The following is a 23,227-nucleotide window of genomic DNA, read 5'->3' as shown; positions in this document are numbered from 1 at the left end:
ATAAAACATGACGAACGTATCAAAATTATTTCTAACAGGAGGAACTAAAAATGGAATTTAATATGTTTATTGTCCCAGCGACGATGATTTTAACAGAACTTTTGAAACAATACACACCTTCAAAATATATCCCATTACTAGCTTGTTTAATCGGCTTTGTACTGGGTGTTTTTTATAGTTTCTATTATGGCCAAGACACTTTTGTTCACGGCTTCCAAGGTTTCTTATACGGTGCCTCAGCAGCAGGTCTTTATTCAACAGGAAAGCATATCAATCAAGGGGGCAAATTAAATGAATAAATACGAAGTCAGAAAATTTGAACAAATGCTCACCAAAGTTAATTTGGGTGGGTGGATGAGTCCGGACGAGGTTAAATACCTCGTCTTTCATTTTGTCGGTGCAGCAGGGCAAGCATATGGTAATGCGAACTATTTTAGAGATGTTTTTCGCTCGGCCTCTGCTCACCTATTCTTAGATCCAAATCACGATGTGCAAGTCGTTCCATTTAATCGTGTAGCTTGGCACGTTGGTGATGGTCGAGGTAAATATGGAATCACTAATCAAAATGCAATTGGTGTGGAATTGTGTCAAGACGCTTCAACTGGTCGTAATGTTTGGGAGTGGGATTTCCACCCACGCACTCGATTAGAGGCGATTTTAGTCTTTGCTTACTTAATGAAGAAATATAACGTGCCTTTATCACGAGTGGTTCGTCACTATGACGCTTCACGCAAATCGTGCCCGGGTAATTGGATGAAAAATAATTGGGAGAAGTGGTGGTTGTGGAAGAAAGACTTAGAATTATACGTTACAACTGGCAAACTTGTAGATTCTCAACGAGGTATTGTCTATATTGATAAACCAGGAGCTGGGAACCCTAAACCTTCCACACCAACTAAGCCAAATGTAAAATTGACCAATAGAGAAGTTGCTAAACAAGTCTATCGTGGCGATTGGGGGAATGGCCAAGAACGTAAGAATCGTTTAACAAAAGCAGGATATGATTATTACGAGGTTCAAAAAGAAGTAAATAGATACAAAGAAGATTTAAGGATCGGTAAACGGGATCCAGTTAAACTACCTAAATCAGTTGGTATCTATAAATTTAATACCAAAGTTTGGGTGCGGTCAGAAGCCTTTGAAGGTAAAGACACCATCACAAAAGAAGGGTATATGTATGATAAGGATGATACTGTATCCCTTGAAAAGGTGTTCGAGCGTGACGGTTGGATTTGGGGGCAGTACACCTCGTATTCTGGCAAACAGCGATTTGTAAAAATAGGTGCGGACGGTGGTAAGAAATATGCGGAAAAACTTTAAAAGGGTACCTAATTGGATAAAATTATTGTTTAGCATAATTTCAATTATTGCCGCTTTTAAAGTCGTGTTCGATATTTTAATTAGTTAAATATATAATCAACACCCCACTTCCTTAATTGGAGGTGGGGTTATTTTTGTTGTTTAATATAAACAGTTACTTCATCCAGCTTTTAATTGTCTTATAAACATTATATATAAACAAAGCTTTCCAAAACAAATCGATTAAATTAAAGTTATTATTATTTTTCATTTTTTTCCTCCTGAAATTCATCCCAAAATCTACATAGCTTCGCTGCAATACTTATTCTCATATTGTCTATCTTACTATCATAAAGCCGATAATTGTCTAATGCTTGAGTAGAGATACCTGTGGATTTACTAATTTGGTAGCTAGTGATATCACTTTCTAACAGTTTTTTAATTTTATTCGTATCAATGATCATCATCATTACCCTTTCTGTTAAATAAAGAGAAAACAAAGATGCAACATAGAGCTACAAATATTACTTCTATTGTCATTAAATTCAATGTTGGATATAATAAGGATAGGTAGGGGAGGGCTAGCTCCCCCTATATCCTTAGCAACTTATCTATATCGTCTTGGTCGGCGTTTAGAAGGTTGCTTTTCTTTTTGTTTTAGTACTTCAATCAGCTTTGCAATACTTCCGATTAAAGCACCTAAGCCACCTGTTAAAACCCCTATGGCTTTTAACAATTCATTATCCAACATTTTTCACCTCTCTTTCTGAATTTATTATACAGTTTAAATTGTATAAAGTCAATACTTTTTACAAGAAAAGTTGTAATTATTTTAAAAATTTTATGAGATAAAAAGGGGCAAAAAAGGGGCAAAAAGTATATAGTAGTGTATATTTTTGTATGTTTTTAAGCGAAAGAGAACTTAAATAAAGCTTGATATAAACGCATGTTTACTTGTGTATGTTTTGAATGATATAATTTACAACGTTACAACCAAAAGTTCCCGATAGGGTTCACGATTCATCGATTGTGAATTTGCCTTGTAACCAATATAAAAAATGGGGGAAGATAAATGAAAGCTTCAGAGAAAAGATTATTTACATCAGAGTCAGTTACAGAGGGACATCCAGACAAGATTGCAGATCAAATTTCTGATTCAATTTTGGATGCCATCTTGAAACAGGATCCGATGGCCAGAGTAGCCTGTGAAACAGCTGTTAACACTGGCTTAGTTATGGTGTTAGGAGAAGTTACTACGAGTGCCTATGTGGATATTCAAAAAATTGTTAGACAGAAGGTTGATGAAATTGGTTATAATCGTGGCAAATTTGGTTTCGACGCCGAAAACTTAGCCATTATTGTTTCTTTAGATGAACAATCAGCTGATATAGCTATGGGGGTTGATTCAGCTATTGAAACAAGAGAAAACCAAGAAAATGTACAAGAAATAGGAGCGGGTGACCAGGGATTGATGTTTGGTTATGCTTGTGATGAGACGCCAGAATTGATGCCTTTACCGATTTCTTTGGCGCACAAATTAACACGTAGACTGACTGAAGTAAGAAAATCTGGACAGTTGGACTATTTAAGACCGGACGGTAAGGCTCAGGTAACTGTAGAATACGACGAACAAGATCAACCCGTTAGATTAGAGGCAATAGTCGTTTCAACTCAGCATAGCGAGGAAGTGTCATTAGAAGAGCTTAGAGGAGCTATTTTAGACCTTGTTATTAAACCAACTATTCCAAACGAATTATTGGATGAAGAAACTAAGATTTATATTAACCCCACAGGACGTTTCATTATAGGCGGTCCAAAAGGAGATGCAGGCCTCACCGGACGCAAAATTATAGTGGATACATATGGAGGGTATGCTCGTCATGGAGGAGGCGCATTTTCAGGAAAGGACGCAACCAAAGTGGACCGATCAGCCTCCTATGCTGCACGCTATATTGCTAAGAATATAGTGGCTGCAGGAATTGCAAAAAAAATAGAAATTCAAATTGCTTATGCGATTGGAGTGGCTCAACCAGTATCTGTTAGTGTGAATACCTTTGAAAGCTCCGATCATTCAGATGCTGAAATTGTTCGGGCCATTCGTCAGGTTTTTAAACTTACACCTAAGGGAATTATTGATATGTTGGATTTGAGGAAGCCAGTTTTCGCCAAAACAGCAGCCTATGGCCATTTTGGCAGAGAAGAAGTTGGATTCACTTGGGAACGTACAGATAAGGTTGAAGAACTAAAGTCTTTACTAATGTAAGCTATTAGGTTGTACTTATCTATTATTTTTAGTAATATATGCTTAGTTAGAATAATTATAAATAACAATTCGGAGGGATTAGAATGAAGTATGTTGTAGTTGGAACATCACACTTTGGTTATGAGTCGGTTCAGACTTTATTAAAGCGTGACCCAGACGCTGAAATTCATTTATTTGAGGCGGGAGAAGAGTCATCCTTCATGGGGTGAGGTTCTCAATCATACCTGGAAGGTATATCTAAAGAGTTGTCAGAATTACATTTTGCCAATAACGCCTCCTATAGTGAACAAGGTATTATCATGCATCCTGCCAGCCAAGTAATAGGAGTCAACCCAGAAGAAAAAACAGTAACGGTTAAGACAGAAGAAGGAGAGCATCAAGAGTCTTATGATAAGTTACTATTGAGTCCAGGTGGGTTTGCACCACTTCCTCAGTTTGAAGGATATGATTTAGAAAATGTTCACACTTTTAGAGGACCAGAAGATACGCAAGTAGTATACGATCGTATGAAAGAAACTAACCACTTAGTAGTGATTGGTTCTGGTTATATCGGAGTGGAAGTGGCAACGGCATATGCAGAAGCGGGTATAGATGTTACAGTTATTGATATGGAAGATCGTATTTTGCCTGCTTATTTAGATGAGAACATTTCAAAATTACTAGAAGCGCACGGTGCTGATAAAGGCTTACACTTTAAGGGTGGAGAAGCTGTTAAAAAACTATTAGGAGAAGGCAATAAAGTCAAAGCTGTTGTGACCGATAAGGGTGAATATCCTGCTGATACAGTTGTAGTAGCTGTAGGTGTTAAGCCAGCAACTGACTGGTTGAAAGGCACTCTGGAAATGGATGATCATGGCTTTATTCAAACAAACGAATACCTAGAAACATCCGCAAAAGACGTATACGCTGGTGGAGATGCAACTTATATTCCTTTTGCACCAACGGCTGATAAGACAAATATTGGTCTTGCTACCTTAGCGAGAAGACAAGGAATCGTAGCCGCTCTTAACGCCTCAGGAACTCAATTCAAGATGCCTAGTGTATCTGGAACTTCTGCCTTGAGATATTTTGACTATACGATTGCTTCAACTGGCTTATCAATGGTCAATAAAGATTTATATGAAGGTAAAGTAGCTTGGAAATATGTAGAAGAAAAAGTTTATCCTGATTTCATGCGTAAACCAGGCACTGTTCATATGATGATTTTCTATGATGAAGATAGCCATATCATTTTAGGTGGACAGCTAGTTTCTAAATTTGATGTAGCCGATTCAATTAATGTGCTTTCAACAGTCATTAATGCCAAATATACGCTTGAGCAACTAGCGTTGTTAGACTTCTTCTTCCAACCTAACTATGACCGTCCATGGCATTATTTAAATGTCTTAGCGATTGAAGCCTTAGGTAATACTGTTGGGGGAGCAGATAAATTACTGTTCTAATAATCATTAAAAAAACTAGTCCATGCTAAAATGGGCTAGTTTTTATTTTAAATTAAATTTCTTTAATATTTCTCTTATAATTTAAGAAGCCGTTGAAGAAAGCGTTTAATTTGTGTAAGATAGGAGTACAGAGATTGAAATTTAGTATATCTAGGAGGCAATCACATGGCTTATGATTTTAAAACGTGTGTCGATCGCACACAGCAAGGTTCTAAAAAATGGTTATTAATGAGAGAGTCTAATAAGAATATTCCTGAGGGGATCGCTCCGCTTTCAGTAGCAGATTTAGACTTCCCAATGGCACCCGGTATCATTGAAGGCTTAAAAAAAGATTTGGACGAACTTGTCTTAGGCTACACCGTACCGAATCAAGCCTATTATGAAGCCGTTAAGAAATGGATGAAAGACCAGCACCAATGGGATGTTAAAGAAGAGTGGATGGTTACCGCACCTGGAGTTGTTCCAGCAATTAATGTTTTCGTTAATGCTTTTACACAAAAAGGCGATGGTATCATTATTTTAGAGCCTGTTTATGGACCTTTTACGGCAGCTATTGAAAATAATGAGCGTAAGAAGATTAATGTTGAGTTAATTAATAATGAAGGATACTACACCATAGATTTTGAAGCATTAGAAGCAGCAGCAAAAGAGGCTAAAGCAATGATTTTCTGTAGCCCTCACAATCCAGTCGGGCGTGTATGGAAGAAAGAAGAACTGGAAAAAGTTGCTAAAATTTGTAAGGAAAATGACCTATATCTATTTTCAGACGAAATTCATTTTGATCTAGCCCACAAAAATTTCAAACATAATGTCTTTGCTAATTTATCTGACGATATTGCACAGCGTGTAGTCGTGGCTACTGCGCCTTCTAAAACGTTTAACTTAGCGGGTTTACAGACATCAAATATCTTCATCGTGAATCCTGAATGGCGTCAACGATATATCGAAACAGCTGAAAAAATGAATTTGCTTTCTGTTCCAGTCTTAGGTCTTTATGCCTGTAAACATGCCTATAATGATTGTTTAGATTGGAAAGAAGCATTAGTAGAATTAATCGAAGAAAACTATCAAATGGCAAAAGCGATGATTGAAGATCAGCTGCCTGAAATTGTAGTAACACCAATGGAGGCTTCCTATTTATTATGGTTGGATTTAACTCCATTAAATATGGAATGTGAGAAAATTATTAGGCTGTTAGAAGCACATCATGTTTATATCAATAATGGTGTGATGTTTGGCTCTTGTGGTGAAGGTTTTATTCGTATTCATTTAGCCCTACCTAAGGAAATAGTCAAAGAGAGTATCGAACGGTTTATTGAAGCCATTAAGAGCAGATAGATTATAAGCTTAAATTGAAATTAAACTAATAAAGATAAAACAAAGAAGCAGTCATTCATGATTGCTTCTTTATTTCTTTTCGATAGTAATTAAAAGAGGAGGGTGATTTCTTTGATTTAAAAAATCAAGAATAGAGATTGTAAACTGATCTTGCGACCATAGCGTTAATTGTTTTATTAATTCTTCTTTTTCAATCGCTCCCTCTTTATGTCCTGAATAAACAACAATAAATATTTTCCCTTTTGAAACTAAGCGCTGAGCAATTTGATTGAGTGCTTGTAAGGTTGTGGAAGCTTTAGTAGTGATTTGATGGCTGGCTCCAGGTAAATAGCCTAAATTAAAAATAGCTCCATGAACTTTAGCTAAGGTTGAAAAACTGAGAACTTGATCAAAATGCTGGTGTCCATTGTTAAAAAGTTGGAAAGAATCGGATGAAAAGATTTTTAGCTTTTGTTGAGCTATTTCCAGTGCTTGAACTTGAATATCGAAAGCAAAAAGTTTTCCAGAAAAAGCCGGGTGGCTTAATATAAAAAAACTGTCATTTCCTTTTCCGAGAGTAGCGTCAATATAATTTCCAGCAGGGAATCTTTCAATTAATTTTCCTAAAGCATCATGACTAGACTGTAAGGCATTCTTCATTATTCCACTCTTTCTAATAAAAGTTGACTGCCATCTGAGGAAGTGAGTATGGTAGTCGTACCCTTAAACTTTATTTCATATTGCTTTGCTTGGTGCGCTGATTGAATAAGATTTAAATAGTTTCCTTCTAAATAATAACGCGCTGTAAAATTTAACTCCTCTTTTTTATCAATCAGCAAATCCCTTGTTTCTTGTAGAGATAAATCCAACTCTTGTTCGGCTTGTTCTAGGAAATTATCTTCATTCAGTTGAAAGTGAACAAGCTCATCTTGAAAATCTACTTGATAAATAAGTGAATCATTTAAAGTAACTTGCCAACAGTGATTTTTAAGTTTTTTTTCATTTAAGAAAGAACATCCTGACAGAAGAACAAATGAAAGGATGAGTATATGTTTTAAATAGGACTTCAAAAAAATCGCTCCTCTATATTGTGGCCATTTATTCATACTATACTCGCTAATGTATTCAATTAAAAGTAGTCAAACCAATATTGATATATTTCATTTATGTTACTTATGTTAAAAATCCAATAAAAGTAACGATAAAGGAACATTTTTTATTAGAGATGGCATATAATACAGTATGTATCCGTATGGAAATTTATTTAATTTGGAGGCTGAAGGATGATTCAACAGCGAAATCGGAGAATGCGTCAGCAAGAAAAAATCCAAAGACGCAAACTATTTAAGAAAATTTTCACCAATATTAATGTTGGTGTAATGTTACTGTCAACAAGTGTGTTAACACAAGTTCAATCTGAAAATGCCATTGTTCATGCTCAGAAATCTCAAAAGAAATTCTCTCCACAAGAATTTATCAATAGTATCGGGCAATCTGCGAAAGAAATTGCTGCTAAAAATGATTTATATGCTTCTGTTATGATAGCCCAAGCAGCGTTAGAGTCCGGCTGGGGAAGTTCAACACTTGCTCAAGCACCTAACTATAATCTGTTTGGAGTCAAGGCAGGAAAAAAGGATAAAAAAGTGGAAATGGATACTCTAGAAGATGATGGGACAGGATCTTATTATCAAATTAAAGATAACTTTAGAAAGTATGATTCTTATGCTGATTCATTATTGGATTATGCTAGAGTATTAACTGGTGAAGGATCTGCTTGGAGAAAAAGCTATTATCAAGGAGCTTTAAAATCCAATACAACTTCGTATCAAGAGGCAACAGAACATTTAACTGGACGTTATGCAACAGATACACGCTATGGCGGAAAATTAAACCAAATAATTAGCCAATATCAATTGGATCAATTTGATGGCCCCAATCAGTCCACTACAATTAAACCTACTACATCACCAGAAACAAGCATTGTAGACGAAACTGTTTCAAGTGAAATCGTTTCAACCAATGGAAGCTATAAAGTCCAGCCGGGTGACGGATTTTATAAAATAGCCAAGAAATTAGGCGTAAATGTTGATGACTTAATAAAAGTTAATGGAATGACGATTCAATCAGTTATCCATCCCAATCAAGTTTTAAGGATACCTGGTCAAACTCAAGTTACTAGTCAAGTAAATAAATTATCTATCAGCAAGCCTTCTGCAAGCAAGCCGGTTGAAAATACGAATGAACCTGTTGATAAGAACACTGTAAGCTCAACAACTAAAGGGCTTTACACTATTAAAGCGGGCGATTCTTTATATGCTATTGCGAAAAAGCATGGTGTGCGTATTAACGACTTATTATTAGCTAACGGCATTCACTTAAATACTGTTATCCATCCCAATCAAAAATTGATAATTCCTGGAAGCAATATGGGTGAAGCGTCTTCTCATCTTGTTAATAAAAAGCCAGTATCTACGCCAAAAGAAAATCTAGTAGTTACAGATAAAACTCAAGAAATTAAACAAAATACAAGTGGGGATTATATAGTAAAAGCAGGTGACTCTTTATGGGCCATTGCAAATCGCCATGGAATAACATTAGCTAACTTATTAGAAGCAAACAATCTACAAGTTAACAGTCTAATTATTCCAGGCCAAAAATTAAATATTTCCACTAAAACTTCATCAAGTCAAGCCCTAGCTCGTCAAGCAACGAAGTTAGAAACTAAAGTAGAAGTTATTAAGCAAGATGACGTTTCAATCGAATCTTCAGTAACTGTTTCTACTCCATTAAAGTCTGAAACGGTTAACTTAAGTCAAACAATTAATGAAGAATCAAATGAAAGCACTAATGAAGTAGTTTCAACGGGTTCTTATGTTGTAAAGGCTAATGATACTTTATATGCGATTGCACGTCGTAATGGCTTAGATGTTAATGATCTGATTGAAAAAAATGGTGGAACAACCATTTATATCGGACAAATTATTAATTTTTAAAAATTTAAAAATGTAGGACCTAGTAAATTGTGGATCATCTAAAGAGAACTTACATTTGGTGAAAGTAAGTGTTGAAAAGCTTTTGAACTCTTCCTTTTAATGCTCGAGCTAAGCGTAAAGTGTTAACTTGAGACGTTTGCTGCGTTAAAGCATAGAGCATTAGCTCTCAGCTAATGAAATAATAGGTGGTACCGCGCGATTGCGCCCTATGAAGTTGTCTTTGAGATGATTTCATAGGGCTTTTTTGTATAAAAGATTAGATAATTGGAGGAAAAGAATATGACATATCAGCATCGAGTAATTGAGAAAAAGTGGCAAGATTATTGGGATAAAAATGAAACTTTTAAAACTAAGGATAGAGCAGACCGAGAAAAATATTATGTATTAGACATGTTTCCATACCCTTCAGGTCAAGGACTACACGTAGGTCATCCAGAAGGTTACACTGCTACTGATATTATGGCCAGAATGAAAAGAGCACAAGGTTATGATGTTCTTCATCCAATGGGGTGGGATGCTTTTGGTTTACCAGCTGAACAATATGCCTTAGATACTGGTAACGATCCAGCAGATTTTACAGCAAAAAACATCGCCAACTTTAAACGTCAAATCAAATCTCTAGGCTTCTCTTATGACTGGGAGCGAGAATTTGCTACTACCGATCCATCCTATTACAAATGGACTCAATGGATTTTTACCAAACTTTATGAAAAAGGATTGGCTTATCAAGCGGATGTTACCGTTAATTGGTGTGAAGCTTTAGGAACAGTATTAGCTAACGAAGAAATTGTAGATGGTGTGTCAGAACGTGGCGGTTACCCTGTAGTCCGTCGTCCAATGAAGCAATGGGTATTAAAAATTACAGCCTATGCCCAGCGTTTACTTGATGATTTAGAAGATTTGGATTGGCCGGATTCAGTTAAAGAGATGCAACGCAATTGGATAGGCCGCTCTGAGGGAGCTTTAATTGATTTTGAAGTAAAAGATAGTCCTTCAATCATTACAACTTATACTACCCGTCCAGACACTTTGTTTGGTTTGTCTTATATCGTTTTAGCACCAGAGCACGAGCTCGTTAAAGACTTAACGAGTCCAGAACAAAAGACAGAAATAGAAAGCTATATTGCTGCTGCTTCGATTAAAACGGATTTAGACCGTACTGAACTTGCTAAAGATAAAACGGGTGTATTCACTGGCTCATACGCCATCCATCCTGTAACAGCTAAAGAGATACCTATTTGGATTGCAGACTATGTATTGGCTTCTTATGGAACAGGTGCGGTCATGGCGGTCCCAGCTCATGATCAAAGAGACTATGAGTTCTCACAAAAATATGATTTACCAAGATATGAAGTGATTAAATCCGAAGAAGGAATTCAAAATGAGGCATATGTAGAAGATGGAATGCATATTAATTCTGAATTTTTAGATGGTTTGAACATAGAAGCAGCCAATCAAAAAATGATTGAGTGGTTAGAAGCTAATGCTAAAGGACAAAGAAAAGTTAACTTCCGCTTAAGAGACTGGGTCTTCTCTAGACAAAGATATTGGGGAGAGCCTATTCCAGTTATACATTGGGAAGATGGTACAAGCACAGCGATTGCTGAAGAAGAACTACCTTTACTTTTACCTAAGACAGACCGCATTAAACCTTCTGGAACAGGCGAATCTCCATTAGCCAATGTTAAAGATTGGCTGGAAGTTGAAGATCCCAAAACAGGCATGAAGGGCCGAAGAGAAACAAATACTATGCCACAATGGGCAGGTTCTTCCTGGTATTTTTTACGTTACATGGATCCAAATAATACTGAAGCGATTGCTTCTGAAAAGGCATTAAACAAATGGCAAAATGTCGATCTCTATATAGGTGGAGCGGAACATGCTGTTTTACATCTTCTTTATGCCCGTTTTTGGCATAAGTTTCTTTATGATTTGGGGGTCGTTCCTACTAAAGAACCTTTCCAAAAACTCTACAATCAAGGAATGATTTTGGGTGAAAACAATGAAAAAATGTCTAAATCGAAGGGAAATGTGGTTAATCCAGACGATGTAGTTAATGAATATGGCGCAGATACATTGAGAGTATATGAAATGTTCATGGGCCCCTTAGACGCATCGATCGCTTGGTCAGAAAATGGCTTGGAAGGTTCAAGACGTTTCTTGGATCGCGTATGGCGTTTATTTATTGAGGAAACGACGGGTCAAATAAGTTCAGCTATTCAAGAGTCTGAAGATGATCAATTGACTAAGATTTACCATCAAACAGTCAAAAAAGTGACAGAAGATTTTGAGCAGTTACATTTTAATACAGCTATTTCTCAACTAATGATTTTCTTAAATGAAGCTAGAAGCGTCGATGTATTGCCTAAGAAATATGCCAAAGGCTTTGTTCAGTTGTTAGCTCCAATTGCACCGCACTTAATGGAAGAGTTGTGGCAAAAATTAGGGCACTCTGAATCATTATCAGAAGCAAGCTGGCCAGAATATGATGAGTCACTCATTAAAGATGAAGTTGTTGAAATTGTCATCCAAATTAACGGTAAAGTTAAAGCAAAACTCGATATAGCTTTGGATTTAGAAAAAGAGGCTATGGAAGAGTTAGCTCTTGCAGAAGCAAGCATAAAAAAAGAGTTGGATGGTAAAACAGTTCGTAAAATCATTGCTATTCCTAACCGTTTGGTTAACATAGTGGCTAACTAGTTAAAGTGCTAAGAAATCGTTCTTGATATAGATACATGTTATATTAGAGACGAAATATCAATAAAAGGGGTGTAGTAAGTGTCTGATAATCAATTTGATGATAAAAATCAGGGATTTAAAAATGATTACGACCGTTTTGATACACTAGAATTTACAGAAGAAGATCTCGAAAAACTGAGACATCCTAATCCTCGGCCAATGGATTCAGATTATTTTGACCGAGAGATAAAAGCTGATCCTAATACAAATCAACCGATCGAAAATTTAGTAGATCATCAATTGACAGAAAATGAAAAAGAGTCAGCCATTAACAATCAACCTACTGAAGAACAAGCAGGAGAATTACTTGAGCAATTTGAAGATAATTCAGAGGAAGTAATTGAAGCCGAGGAAGAAATCGCAGACAATCAAATTGAAGTTAGTTCTCTAAGTTCAATTGAGGATACTGATAAAGAAAGGGAATTCTCACAGTCAACTCAAAAAGTTGAAATTATGAAAGATCCAGCTAATCATCTTAAGGAAACACTGGAATTAGAAATAGAACCAGATCTTTTTACTCGTCATGATTTTGAAAAACAAGATGGTCATGGAAATGAAAATGAGAACCCCTTCCAGTATCGATCGATTGAGGAAAGCCTAAGAAAAGAGCATCGAAACAAGCGGGCTGCTAATGTTAGACCTGGATTCTTTCAAAGAGTTTTCCAGATATTTTTTTCAACGCGTGATGAATTTGAACCCCTTACTTCTGAAGAACGAGAAGATGAAGAAGTTGTGCATGAGTCTCTCAACACCAATACTTTTGAAGTTGAATCCTATGATTCAGACGAAGCATTGATTGATAATTCTTTAGCGAGAGAGGAAGCAGTTAGTCTAGAACAAGAGTCTCTTAACGAATTGGACGTAATTAATAATAGCCATCCAGCTGAAGATATTGAGGATAATAGTCAAGCTGAAACTGAAAGTCTCTCTCAAACTCCTAATTCAAGTTTAAAGAGTAGTTCAAATTCTCTTGAGGAAGCATTGACTGATGGGGAATCGGCAGAAAGTTCACAAGCTGAAAATATAGACGAAGGGAGGGAAGATAAGGAGTTTGAGTCACAATCTTTATCGCAAGAAAAGACTCAAGATAGTAACAATCGTCAATCTCAAGAAGAGCAGAATTCTTCCTCTGTCGAACCTACTTTTTCTAAAGTCAATTTCAATTCCAAGACCAATGAAAGTTCTTCTGATGAAAAAGATTTAGAATCGCAAAAGTCATCGCAAACTCAAATGTATAATGATGAAGAAATAGAAGCTTTAGCATGGGACATCTTGCCTGAAGATCATTATAAACAAGAGCAAATAACTCCTAAAAAAGGATCTAATTTATTAGATAAGGTTAAAGTCAATTCACGCAATGCCTGGGCTAAAATTGCAGCTAATTCTACAAAGCTGTTAGAGAAAACCAAGCAGTCAACTAGTCAAATGCTACAAACGGTTCAAAATCATGATGATAAAGACAGTGAAGTTGAAGGAGAAAAAGAGACGCCAACTGAAAAACAAGCGCCTTTAGATGCGATTCTTGAACAGGAATCGTCTGATGAAAATGAACAAGCTGCAATCATTAATAATGATGACCAAGAGTCAATAAATGAAGAAGAAAAACCCAAGGATAGGGATAATTTATCTGAAGAAGAGTCCATTGCAGAAGAAATTTCGCAAAAAACTTCTTATTACGAAGCGCCAATTTTAACGGATGCCCTTCTTGAAGACACCTTAGACGCTAATCTTTTTGAAGCAGAAAAAGCTCAGCAAGAACTGAGTGAACAAGGCCATTCTGAAGATAAATCTAAATTTGTTGTTGGTGCTGCTTGGTTGTCAATGGGACAAATACTATCCCGAATTATTGGGGCTTTATATATTATTCCATGGGCAACTTGGCTAGGGGCAGAATATTCTCAAGCAAACTCTCTTTATGCTGTTGGATATAATCCATACGTATTTTTCTTATCAATTGCAGTAGCTGGTTTTCCTGCGGCGGTTGCTAAGCAGATAGCCTTTTACAGCACTAAGAAAGAATTTAAAGTGGTCGACAAGCTCTTTAAATATTCACTGGGAATTATGGCCTTCTCAGGTATCTTAATTGCTGCAATCTTTTATTTAATCGCACCTGTATTAGTAGCTAATTCACCAACAGATAACCAAGAAGCGGCAATCATTGTCGTTCGTTCATTAGCACCGGCTCTCTTGATTTTACCTACTTTAAGCCTATTTAAAGGATATTTCCAAGGTTATAGTCAAATGATACCGCTAGCCCTTTCTGAGGTTCTGGAACAAATTATGCGAGTTCTTTATATCTTAGGTGCTACTTACCTGATTATGATGGTTTACGAGGGATCGATTACAGACGCGGTTGCTCATTCAACTTTTGCAGCCTTTGTTGGAGCCTTCATTGCCTTGCTCTTCTTGGTTGGTGCTTATATTATTCATAATCGAAAAATGAAAAGTATTAAAGAGACATCCTTAAATAAGATGGATATCGATTTCATGGATAGCCTAAAAATTATGCTACGTGATTCGATTCCTTTCATCTTGCTTGGCTCAGGTATAATTTTTGCACAAAATATTGATACCTATACCTTTAAACAAATCCTTGTTCGTACCAGTGTGTTATTAAATTCAGAAATTGCTGAATTATTTGGAGCGATGAGCTTAGATGTTAATAAATTAGTGATGATTATTGTTTCATTTGCTGTAGCTATTGCGGCTTCATCAATCCCAGCTGTTTCAAGTAAGTACGCTGAAGGAAATATTAATAAAACCAGTGAATTAATCAAAAATATTGTTCTTTTATTCACCTTTATCATGCTGCCAGCCTCAATCGGAATGGCGATTATAGCTGACAATGTCTATCCTTTCTTCTATCCAGCAGGTATTTCTGCAGGACCGGGTTTATTAACGACAGGATCATTTACAGCTATTGTATTAGGAGCATATACTGTTTTTGCAACCATTCTTCAATCAATGGATTATCGTCGGTTTGCAATCACTTATTTACTGGTAGGTTTAGCAATTAAGCTTGTTCTACAATTTCCAATGGTAGCGTTATTCCAAGCTCACGGTGCTTTACTGGCGACCTTCTTTGGCTTTGCTGTGGCTGCTGTTTTAATGTGGATGAAGATTTGGCGTGTAATCAAAATTCGTGATCGTTATTTTGTAGGTGATATTGTGCGCATTGTGATTGCGACAACCATTATGGCAATTGGTACTTACGGTTGGAATCGTTTAATCAATCTGATGATGGATCCAGTAGGACGAGGCTTAACTTTAGTTCAAATCATTATAGTCGTTTTGATTGCCATTCTTATCTATAGTGGCACTATGGCCCTATTCGGTATGTTGCCGATTATTATCGGTGATTACCGTGCGGATTTACAAAAGAAATTGAGTATCCACCGATGAGATTAGATAAATTATTAAGTCATATGAATTTCGGCTCTAGAAAAGAAGTCAAGTCTTTAATTTCAACAGGAAGTGTTCGAGTCAATGGTGAACAAATTATAAAAGCAAACTTTCAAGTAGACGAAAACAAGGACTTGATAGAAGTAGATGGACAACAAATTATTTACCACAAGTTCATCTATTGGCTCTTGAATAAACCGCAAGGCGTTATCTCTGCCACTGAAGACGGACACCATGATACGGTTATCGATTGTCTACATCCGGATGATTATCGTTTTGATCTCTTTCCGGTAGGGAGACTAGATATTGACACCACTGGTCTCTTATTAATTACCAATAATGGTCAAATGGCTCATCAGTTAACTTCTCCAAAAAAACAAGTTTATAAAACCTATCAAGCTTTAATTGAAGGAAATGTTACGAAAGAAACGGTAGCAGCGTTTAAAGCAGGCTTGGATTTAGGAGAATTTATAAGTAAACCCGCTCAATTATGGATTGATGAAGTAGATTTTGAAAAGAGTCTATCTAAAATTCGCGTTTCCATTAGTGAGGGTAAATTTCACCAAGTAAAAAGAATGTTTCAAGCTTGTCAGATGGAAGTTCTTCAACTTCACCGTTTATCAATGGGACCTCTCCAGCTTGAAGATGACTTAGCTCTTGGAGATTATCGTCAATTAACTCAAGCTGAAATAGAAGCTCTAAAGCCATTGGGTTATGAATAGTAAAAAGGCTATTCTCAGAGAAAAAGTCTTATTTAAAAAAAGACTTAAATTTAAAGTAGAGATATAGGGTTGGATAAATTTATATGATATAATGGGAACGGATTCATTTGATGGCAATAGTTTATTAAAGTCAGAATGATTTTGAAATTCTATATTTTATGGAGGTAGAAAGATGGAAAATTTAGACAATATTAATTGGTTAGATGAAGTCACTAAACGTCAAGAAGACTTATTAGAAGATCTTTTTCGGATGATTCGCATTCGTTCAGTTCGTGAAGATGATTTAGCAACAGCAGAGGCTCCTGTTGGACCTGGACCTAAAAAAGCTTTAGAAGAATTCTTAAAAATGGCCCAAGAAGATGGTTTTGAAACGAAGCAATTTGGGCCTTTGGTGGGCCGTGTTGAAATTGGAGAAGGCGATCAAACCTTAGGTATTTTAGGTCACCTGGATGTTGTTCCTGAAGGAACTGGTTGGGACACTGACCCTTATGAGCCAGTAATCAAAGATGGACGCATTTATGCGCGTGGTTCTTCTGATGATAAAGGACCAACAATTGGTGCTTACTTTGCCATTAAATTATTACGTGAATTAGGCGCAGAGTTTAATCAAAAGATTCATCTGATTGTTGGAACAGATGAAGAATCTGGCTGGATGTGTATGGATCATTATGCTAAAGTCGAAAAAATGCCAGACTATGGTTTTTCACCAGATGCGCAATTCCCGATTATCAACGGTGAAAAAGGAAATGTTTCTGCTCAATTTAAATTTGATGCTAAGCAAACAGTGGAAGCTAATCATAAATTGCTTGATTTCCATGCAGGTCTTCGTGCAAATATGGTTCCTCAAGAAGCTTATGCGAGTGTAAAAACTGATCAAGCAGACCAAATAAAAGCTGATTTCCAAGCCTTTTTAGAAGATCAACCTGTATCAGGTAAAGTTTCCCAAGCGTCTGGTCAATTACGTTTTGAACTAACAGGTAAGGCGGCTCACGGATCTACTCCAGAAAAAGGCCATAATGCGGGAACTTACTTAGCTGCTTTCTTAAGTAAGTATACATTTGATAAAAAAGAAGCCAATGACTTCTTAACTCTAGTAGGCGATAAGTTACACCTTGATTTTGAAGGTGAAAAAATCGGTGTCGCTATAGTCGATGATATTATGGGAGCCTTGTCTATGAATATTGGTATTATCAATTTTGATGATGCTGAAGGTGGATTAGTAGATGCTAACTTTAGATACCCTAAAGGAACCGACAAAGATCAAATTCAATCAGCTATTATCAAAAATGTTGCTAACTTAGCAGTGAAAGTGGAAATGAATGGTAATAAAGACCCTCATTATCTTTCACCAGAAGATCCAATGGTTAAAACTTTACTGGATGTATATGCTAAACAAACTGGCAATGAAGTTTATGAAAAAACAATTGGTGGAGGAACTTATGGCCGCTTAATGGAGCGTGGAGTTTCATTTGGTGTCTTATTCCCAGATTCAATTGATACTATGCATCAAGCCAATGAGTTCCTTGCGATGGATGACTTATTAAGAGCAACTGCTATTTATGCAGAATCTATCTATCGCTTAACACGCTAATTGACCATTTAAGCAAACTTTCTAGCCAATTTGCTAGAAAGTTTGCTTTTTTTTATATATTCAAGTAACCTTCAATTCATGAAGAAAAAAGGTGAAATATTATGGAAATTATTCAATCAAAGCAAAATCAAAGAATAAAAGACTACCGCAAATTGCATTTAGCTAAGAATCGCAAAAAGACAGAAACTTATTTAATCGAGGGTGAACATCTTATTGAAGAAGCCATCACTTATCAAGCAGCCATTGAAGTAGTTTTAATGACGCCAAGTTATCATGAAAATCATCTACAGACTATTGAACAAATCAAACAAGCTCAAATCGAAGTGTTGATTTTAAGTGAAGAAGTGATGAAGACAGTCGCACTCACTCAACATACCCAAGGAGTGATGGCTGTCATTAAGAAAAAAGAAAGTAATTTAGCTAAAGAAAATATAAATGGTAGCCACTATCTTTTATGTGACGGGGTACAAGACCCGGGCAATTTAGGAACCATGATTCGAACCGCTGATGCAGCAGGTTTTGATGGTGTATTCTTAGCTGAAGGTTGTGTAGACCTCTACAATGATAAAGTCATAAGAGCGAGTCAAGGATCTTTATGGCACTTGCCTATCTATGAAGCTTCAAACGCTCAAATATTTAAAGCCATTCAAGCGAGTGAACTTCCTCTTTATTGTACAGCCGTCAATCAAGAAGCTGAAGATTATCGTAAATTAATCGCTAACCACTGTGTCTTGGTTTTGGGCAATGAAGGGCAAGGTGTTGGGCCTTTTTGGATGGAAAAAGCAGATAAATCAGTCTTTATACCTATGCCAGGAAAAGCAGAATCCCTTAATGTATCTATAGCAGCAGGTATTTTAATGTTTGCCTGGAAACAATGGTCGAATTAGTTAATAAATATTAGCTTTATTAAACTTTTACATAGAATTTACATAAACTTCATATTTGTGGAGTGTACTAGAGTTAGATTAAAGAAGGGACGTGGATAAATGGCAATAGCTTGGCAAGATAACCAAGAATATGTGGCAATTGTTAAAGATTTGATGGAGAATGAAAAAGTTCAATCTCTAGAAAAATTTGTCCATCATAAATATACCAATCGTTTAGCACATTCTATTTCAGTGTCTTATCGTTCATACCTTTGGGCTAAACGTTTTAAGCTCGATGCGATCGCTACAGCCAGAGCAGCCCTTCTGCACGATTTGTTTTTCTACGATTCTTGCTCAAAGGATTGCGTAGGCGGAAAAGGCCATAATTATGAGCATCCACGTATCGCTTTAAAGAATGCATTAGAAATCACTGATTTATCAGACAAAGAAAAAGATATAATTTTAAAACATATGTGTGGCGCTACTTTAGATATCCCATGCTATGGCGAGTCATTAATTGTGACTTTAATGGATAAGCAATCAGCTGTATGCGAATTAGTAGAAGGTTTAAAAAGGTGGCTAAAAGCCTCTCTAGATAAGAAAGAGCAGACCATTGGATTTAGCGAATAGTGAGGGTGAAATGACTTTTCACTAAAGAGCAAGATTGACGAAAAACTATTTACAGGCTATACTTGATAAAGATAACTAAAGACTATGATTAGGACCTAATTGAAAGGTACATAAACAGGGAAATTTGTCACCGACTGAGAGCAGATGATGTCACTTTTCAATTATTTTCATCCTAGGAGTCGATCCTTAAATAGTTTGAAACTAGAAAAAGATACCTTCATTGGGGTTAACAATGATTTGAGTGCTTGAATTTTTTCAAGAATAAGGGTGGTACCACGGTAGCGCGTCCCTTTTAGGGACGGGCTATTTTTGTTGGATGGAATATTAAAGTGCTAATTGCTAGGAGGATTATGATGAATGATAAATTACAAGTCATTAAAGAACAAGTCGATGGTTTAGTTGCAAAGGCAATTGAAGAAATCAAGCAAGCGGAATCAAGTAAAATGATTCAGGATATTCGCGTGAAATATACCGGTAAAAAAGGTGAATTGACGCAAATTTCAAAACAAATGAAAGATTTAGAAAAAGATGAAAAGCCGATTTTAGGTCAGCTAATTAATCAATTCCATCAATCGTTTAATGACCATATTGAGAAAAAACAAGAGCAAGTAAAGCAGAAAGAATTAGCTGCTCAACTGGCTAGTGAAACAATCGATATTAGCTTGCCTGGAAGACGGCAGAACTTTGGTAGTCGCCACTTATTAACTCAAACGCGTGAAGAATTAGAAGATCTTTTCTTAGGGATGGGTTATCAAATTATTGAAGGACCAGAAGTAGAGTTAGACTTTTATAACTTTGAAAAAATGAATTTGCCTAAAAATCATCCTGCTCGGGATATGCAAGATACCTTTTATATCTCTGAAGAAGTTTTATTAAGAACACACACTTCGCCTGTGCAAGCTCGGACAATGGAAAAGCATGACTTTGAAAAAGATGGCCCTTTAAAGATGGTTTCACCCGGGAAGGTTTTTAGAAGAGATAATGATGATGCGACTCATTCTCATCAGTTTCATCAAATGGAAGGCTTAGTAGTTGCTGAAAAGATTACTATGGCAGATCTGAAAGGAACGCTCTTACAATTTGCTAAAGCCTTCTTTGGCGAAGAACGTGAGATTCGATTAAGACCTTCCTTCTTCTCATTCACAGAGCCTTCTGTTGAAGTGGATGTGTCCTGTTTCAAATGCGGAGGGCAAGGTTGTGGTATTTGTAAAGGTACCGGATGGATTGAAGTCTTAGGAGCAGGACTCGTTCATCCAAATGTACTAGAAATGTCAGGCATTGATTCAAATAAATATAGCGGTTTTGCATTTGGTGTGGGAATTGACCGTGTAGCCATGTTAAAGCATAACGTTGATGACATCCGTCATTTTTACCAAAATGATTTACGCTTCTTGACACAATTCAAAGGAGGTCAAAACTAATGTATGTTTCATATAATTGGTTAAATGAATTATTAGATTTAAATAAAATGCCTGCCGAGGAATTAGCAGAGAAAATGTCTCGAACGGGTATTGAAATTGAAGGAGTCGAAAATCTGGCCGATTCTATTCAAGGTCCTCTAGTAGTTGGATTAGTTGAAGAATTGGAGGATCATCCTGATTCCGATCATTTAAAAATTGCTCAAGTCAATGTAGCAGATTACGGCAAAAAGCAAATCGTATGTGGTGCGTCTAATGTTAAGCAAGGTGCTAAAGTAATCACTGCTTTAGAAGGCTGTATTTTACCTGGAGATTTTAGAATCAAAGAGTCAAAACTTAGAGGTCAAGTTTCTCAAGGAATGCTATGTTCATTACAAGAGTTGGGATTTGCTGATAAGGTGGTACCGAAGGAATTTGTGGATGGCATATATCTTTTAGCAGAGGATGCTCCAATCGGTCAAAATATCGTTGAATACATGGAGCTTGATGATCCGATTTTAGAATTATCCATTACACCTAATCGTGCAGATGCTTTATCGATGCGTGGAGTAGCTCACGAGGTGGGAGCGATTGTTTCTCAGACTCCACATTTTGAAGCTTTAAAAATCAGTGAAAGTCAATTAGTTTCAATTGATGAATTACAAAATTTAGAATTGGATATGGCAGAACATGATTTAAGTAGTCACTATCAGTTAAGAGTGTTGAAAAGCATTCAAGTAAAGCCAAGCCCGATTCAAATGCAAAGCCGTTTGATGAAAGCTAATATTCGTCCTATTAATAACCTAGTGGATGTGACCAATTACTATTTGATGCTATATGGTCAACCTATGCATGCTTTTGATTTGGATCAATTACCAGGCAAAAAGATTGGTGTGCGCTATGCCAAAGACAATGAAAAGCTTACGACTTTAGACGAAATCGAAAGAAATCTAACAGAAAAAGATATAGTGATTACTTCTGACGATCAACCAATTGCTCTAGCAGGTGTCATGGGTGGGCTAGATAGCCATGTAACCGAAAAGACGCAAAATGTCTTATTAGAAACAGCTGTTTTTAACCCTCAGGCCATTCGTTCAACTTCTCGACGTCTTGGCTTAAGATCAGAATCATCTGCTCGCTTTGAAAAAGGAATTAATCCAGCAACTCTTTCAGAAGCAGGGGACCAAGCTGCTATTTTGATGGCGCAATTAACACAGGGTAAAATCGAAAAGGGAGTCTTAGAAGTAAAAGCCGATGATGTGCATGATCAAGTGGTAGAACTGCCTATGCAAATGATTGAAGAAAAATTAGGCATTCAAGTGAATCAATCGCAGCTTCAAGCCATTTTTGACCGCTTAGGTTTTGAAGTCGCTTTTGAAAATGACCAGATGAGAGTATCGATTCCCCCACGTCGTTGGGATATTACTATTCCAGCTGATATTTTAGAAGAAGTGGCTCGTATTTATGGCTATGATCAAATTCCTGTTACTCTACCTGCGGTTCCTAATCGTCCCGCCCAATTAGATAGCCGACAAAAATTAAAAAGAGCAACACGCTCTTTAGCTGAAGGGTTAGGCTTAAATGAAACAGTGTCTTATGTTCTAATCTCACCTGAGTTTGCAAAATTAAATGCAAATAAAGATCGCTATGTTTCATTACTTTTACCAATGTCTGAGGAAAGATCACTCTTAAGACAATCAATGTTACCGTCTTTCTTGGAGATTGCTCGTTACAATAAAGCCCGTCACAATAAGACCATAGCTTTCTATGAAATGGGCAAAGTTTTCTTAGCGACTGAAAGGAACCGTCAACCTGAAGAAAAAGAAATGCTTAGCTTCTTTGTTTCTGGTGAAAAGAGTCCATTCAATTGGGAAAGTGCAAGTCAAAATTATGATTTTTACGATCTCAAAGGTATCGTTGAACAAATTATGGACCAATTACGTTTAGGAAATCATTTATCATTTGAACGTATGGAAAATTTAGACTTTATGCATCCAGGACAAACAGCCAATATCTTATTAGACGGTCAAAAAATTGGTTTTATTGGGCAATTACATCCCCAATTATCGCAAGAGTTTGACTTAGATAAGGAGACTTTCTTTGCGGAGTTAGATTTTGAGGCTTTAGTAGGATTTAACAGAGACTTATTGCTACAGACCCCTTTAGCAAAATATCCATCAACTTCTCGTGATATCGCTCTTTTAGTAGATCGATCAACCAGTCACCAAAGCTTGGTAGATTTAATCTATGAAAATGCTGGAGATAATTTGAAAAATGTCGAATTATTCGACCGATATACTGGCGAGAATATAGCAGCAGATAAACAATCTTTAGCTTATCACTTAACTTTCCAAAATCCAGATAAAACTTTAAAAGATGAAGAAGTGACAAAGGCAATGGATCAAGTGATTAAAGCTTTAGAAAAGGCAGAGAATGTAGAAATTCGTTAACATAAAAAGGGGCTGTATCATAAGTCTCAAACCGAAAAACCACTATAAACGTTGTTTAAACAATGTTTATAGTGGTTTTTATGGTATAATAAAGATATAAAAAAGCAGAAAGTTGA

At 36.4% G+C, this 23,227-nt stretch carries 18 protein-coding genes, 1 riboswitch and 1 other annotated feature; of the genes, 15 read left to right on the top strand and 3 right to left on the bottom strand.

Features of this window, described 5'->3' with window-relative positions:
* Positions 1–50 precede the first annotated feature (50 nt).
* Positions 51–299 (top strand): hypothetical protein, encoded by a 249-nt coding sequence (locus tag ACQV2T_RS08145; protein ID WP_428872911.1) that lies wholly within the window; start codon positions 51–53, stop codon positions 297–299.
* Positions 292–1,320 carry an N-acetylmuramoyl-L-alanine amidase gene (locus tag ACQV2T_RS08140; RefSeq protein WP_428893508.1) on the top strand — a complete coding sequence of 343 codons (1,029 nt, stop codon included), beginning with the start codon at positions 292–294 and terminating at the stop codon, positions 1,318–1,320. Before ACQV2T_RS08145 ends, ACQV2T_RS08140 begins: the two co-directional genes overlap by 8 nt.
* A 586-nt stretch (positions 1,321–1,906) precedes the next feature.
* On the opposite strand, the gene ACQV2T_RS08135 is transcribed toward ACQV2T_RS08140, so the two are convergent.
* Positions 1,907–2,050 carry a hypothetical protein gene (locus ACQV2T_RS08135; protein WP_428893507.1) on the bottom strand — a complete coding sequence of 48 codons (144 nt, stop codon included), beginning with the start codon at positions 2,048–2,050 and terminating at the stop codon, positions 1,907–1,909.
* A 231-nt stretch (positions 2,051–2,281) separates the two neighbouring features.
* Positions 2,282–2,374: riboswitch (SMK box riboswitch) on the top strand.
* Between ACQV2T_RS08135 and metK the strand changes: the two genes are divergently transcribed.
* The 4 genes from metK to ACQV2T_RS08115 all read left to right on the top strand — a co-directional run bounded on the left by metK (position 2,372) and on the right by ACQV2T_RS08115 (position 6,342).
* A complete protein-coding gene (metK, locus tag ACQV2T_RS08130; RefSeq protein WP_428891992.1) occupies positions 2,372–3,562 on the top strand; it encodes a methionine adenosyltransferase in 1,191 nt (396 codons plus the stop codon). It overlaps the preceding riboswitch by 3 nt.
* Positions 3,563–3,645: 83 nt before the next feature.
* A complete protein-coding gene (locus ACQV2T_RS08125) occupies positions 3,646–3,771 on the top strand; it encodes an NADH peroxidase (RefSeq protein ID WP_428874331.1) in 126 nt (41 codons plus the stop codon).
* 36 nt (positions 3,772–3,807) lie between these two features.
* Entirely contained in the window at positions 3,808–5,004 is a 1,197-nt protein-coding gene (locus tag ACQV2T_RS08120; RefSeq protein ID WP_428874333.1) for an FAD-dependent oxidoreductase, read from the top strand.
* 165 nt (positions 5,005–5,169) lie between these two features.
* Complete coding sequence (locus tag ACQV2T_RS08115; protein WP_428893506.1) at positions 5,170–6,342, top strand: MalY/PatB family protein; 1,173 nt, start codon at positions 5,170–5,172, stop codon at positions 6,340–6,342.
* 69 nt (positions 6,343–6,411) lie between these two features.
* On the opposite strand, the gene ACQV2T_RS08110 is transcribed toward ACQV2T_RS08115, so the two are convergent.
* Positions 6,412–6,981, bottom strand: coding sequence for a tRNA (mnm(5)s(2)U34)-methyltransferase (locus ACQV2T_RS08110; protein ID WP_428885326.1), 570 nt, complete (start codon positions 6,979–6,981; stop codon positions 6,412–6,414).
* The gene (locus ACQV2T_RS08105; RefSeq protein ID WP_428893505.1) at positions 6,981–7,391 is read right to left on the bottom strand and encodes a hypothetical protein; all 411 of its coding nucleotides are present in this window, start codon (positions 7,389–7,391) and stop codon (positions 6,981–6,983) included. Before ACQV2T_RS08105 ends, ACQV2T_RS08110 begins: the two co-directional genes overlap by 1 nt.
* 213 nt (positions 7,392–7,604) lie before the next feature.
* Here ACQV2T_RS08105 and ACQV2T_RS08100 point away from each other — a divergent pair, with 213 nt between their 5' ends.
* The 9 genes from ACQV2T_RS08100 (at position 7,605) to pheT (ending at position 23,111) form a co-directional block, all read left to right on the top strand.
* A complete protein-coding gene (locus ACQV2T_RS08100; protein ID WP_428885328.1) occupies positions 7,605–9,314 on the top strand; it encodes a LysM peptidoglycan-binding domain-containing protein in 1,710 nt (569 codons plus the stop codon).
* Positions 9,313–9,526 (top strand) — a binding site (T-box leader). Its footprint overlaps the gene before it by 2 nt.
* Positions 9,527–9,593: 67 nt before the next feature.
* Positions 9,594–12,014, top strand: a complete 2,421-nt coding sequence (gene leuS, locus ACQV2T_RS08095; RefSeq protein ID WP_428874339.1) for a leucine--tRNA ligase — start codon at positions 9,594–9,596, stop codon at positions 12,012–12,014.
* Between the two features lie 78 nt (positions 12,015–12,092).
* Complete coding sequence (locus tag ACQV2T_RS08090) at positions 12,093–15,455, top strand: polysaccharide biosynthesis C-terminal domain-containing protein (RefSeq protein WP_428893504.1); 3,363 nt, start codon at positions 12,093–12,095, stop codon at positions 15,453–15,455.
* Positions 15,452–16,177, top strand: a complete 726-nt coding sequence (locus ACQV2T_RS08085; RefSeq protein WP_428874341.1) for a pseudouridine synthase — start codon at positions 15,452–15,454, stop codon at positions 16,175–16,177. The genes ACQV2T_RS08090 and ACQV2T_RS08085 overlap by 4 nt, the downstream gene beginning before the upstream one ends.
* A 172-nt stretch (positions 16,178–16,349) precedes the next feature.
* Complete coding sequence (pepV, locus tag ACQV2T_RS08080) at positions 16,350–17,768, top strand: dipeptidase PepV (RefSeq protein WP_428875413.1); 1,419 nt, start codon at positions 16,350–16,352, stop codon at positions 17,766–17,768.
* Positions 17,769–17,869: 101 nt separating this feature from the next.
* Positions 17,870–18,655 (top strand): TrmH family RNA methyltransferase, encoded by a 786-nt coding sequence (locus ACQV2T_RS08075; protein WP_428893503.1) that lies wholly within the window; start codon positions 17,870–17,872, stop codon positions 18,653–18,655.
* Between the two features lie 99 nt (positions 18,656–18,754).
* The gene (locus ACQV2T_RS08070; protein ID WP_428893502.1) at positions 18,755–19,264 is read left to right on the top strand and encodes a phosphohydrolase; all 510 of its coding nucleotides are present in this window, start codon (positions 18,755–18,757) and stop codon (positions 19,262–19,264) included.
* A 353-nt stretch (positions 19,265–19,617) separates the two neighbouring features.
* The gene (gene pheS / locus ACQV2T_RS08065; protein ID WP_428893501.1) at positions 19,618–20,685 is read left to right on the top strand and encodes a phenylalanine--tRNA ligase subunit alpha; all 1,068 of its coding nucleotides are present in this window, start codon (positions 19,618–19,620) and stop codon (positions 20,683–20,685) included.
* Positions 20,685–23,111, top strand: a complete 2,427-nt coding sequence (pheT, locus tag ACQV2T_RS08060) for a phenylalanine--tRNA ligase subunit beta (RefSeq protein ID WP_428893500.1) — start codon at positions 20,685–20,687, stop codon at positions 23,109–23,111. Before pheS ends, pheT begins: the two co-directional genes overlap by 1 nt.
* Positions 23,112–23,227 lie beyond the last annotated feature (116 nt).

Source organism: Facklamia sp. P13069, from assembly GCF_050409405.1.
In the GTDB taxonomy this organism is placed as follows: domain Bacteria; phylum Bacillota; class Bacilli; order Lactobacillales; family Aerococcaceae; genus Facklamia.
The sequence above is the reverse complement of the archived record's forward strand: the minus strand, read 5'-3'. Positions and strand labels throughout refer to the sequence as shown.

What these genes read in the sequence shown, in the direction of transcription:
- ACQV2T_RS08145 (WP_428872911.1), top strand. Translation starts at nt 51, where the DNA reads ATGGAATTTAATATGTTTATTGTCCCAGCGACGATGATTTTAACAGAA.
- ACQV2T_RS08140 (WP_428893508.1), top strand. Translation starts at nt 292, where the DNA reads ATGAATAAATACGAAGTCAGAAAATTTGAACAAATGCTCACCAAAGTT.
- ACQV2T_RS08135 (WP_428893507.1), bottom strand. Translation starts at nt 2,050, where the DNA reads ATGTTGGATAATGAATTGTTAAAAGCCATAGGGGTTTTAACAGGTGGC.
- metK (WP_428891992.1), top strand. Translation starts at nt 2,372, where the DNA reads ATGAAAGCTTCAGAGAAAAGATTATTTACATCAGAGTCAGTTACAGAG.
- ACQV2T_RS08125 (WP_428874331.1), top strand. Translation starts at nt 3,646, where the DNA reads ATGAAGTATGTTGTAGTTGGAACATCACACTTTGGTTATGAGTCGGTT.
- ACQV2T_RS08115 (WP_428893506.1), top strand. Translation starts at nt 5,170, where the DNA reads ATGGCTTATGATTTTAAAACGTGTGTCGATCGCACACAGCAAGGTTCT.
- ACQV2T_RS08110 (WP_428885326.1), bottom strand. Translation starts at nt 6,981, where the DNA reads ATGAAGAATGCCTTACAGTCTAGTCATGATGCTTTAGGAAAATTAATT.
- ACQV2T_RS08100 (WP_428885328.1), top strand. Translation starts at nt 7,605, where the DNA reads ATGATTCAACAGCGAAATCGGAGAATGCGTCAGCAAGAAAAAATCCAA.
- leuS (WP_428874339.1), top strand. Translation starts at nt 9,594, where the DNA reads ATGACATATCAGCATCGAGTAATTGAGAAAAAGTGGCAAGATTATTGG.
- ACQV2T_RS08085 (WP_428874341.1), top strand. Translation starts at nt 15,452, where the DNA reads ATGAGATTAGATAAATTATTAAGTCATATGAATTTCGGCTCTAGAAAA.
- pepV (WP_428875413.1), top strand. Translation starts at nt 16,350, where the DNA reads ATGGAAAATTTAGACAATATTAATTGGTTAGATGAAGTCACTAAACGT.
- ACQV2T_RS08075 (WP_428893503.1), top strand. Translation starts at nt 17,870, where the DNA reads ATGGAAATTATTCAATCAAAGCAAAATCAAAGAATAAAAGACTACCGC.
- ACQV2T_RS08070 (WP_428893502.1), top strand. Translation starts at nt 18,755, where the DNA reads ATGGCAATAGCTTGGCAAGATAACCAAGAATATGTGGCAATTGTTAAA.
- pheS (WP_428893501.1), top strand. Translation starts at nt 19,618, where the DNA reads ATGAATGATAAATTACAAGTCATTAAAGAACAAGTCGATGGTTTAGTT.
- pheT (WP_428893500.1), top strand. Translation starts at nt 20,685, where the DNA reads ATGTATGTTTCATATAATTGGTTAAATGAATTATTAGATTTAAATAAA.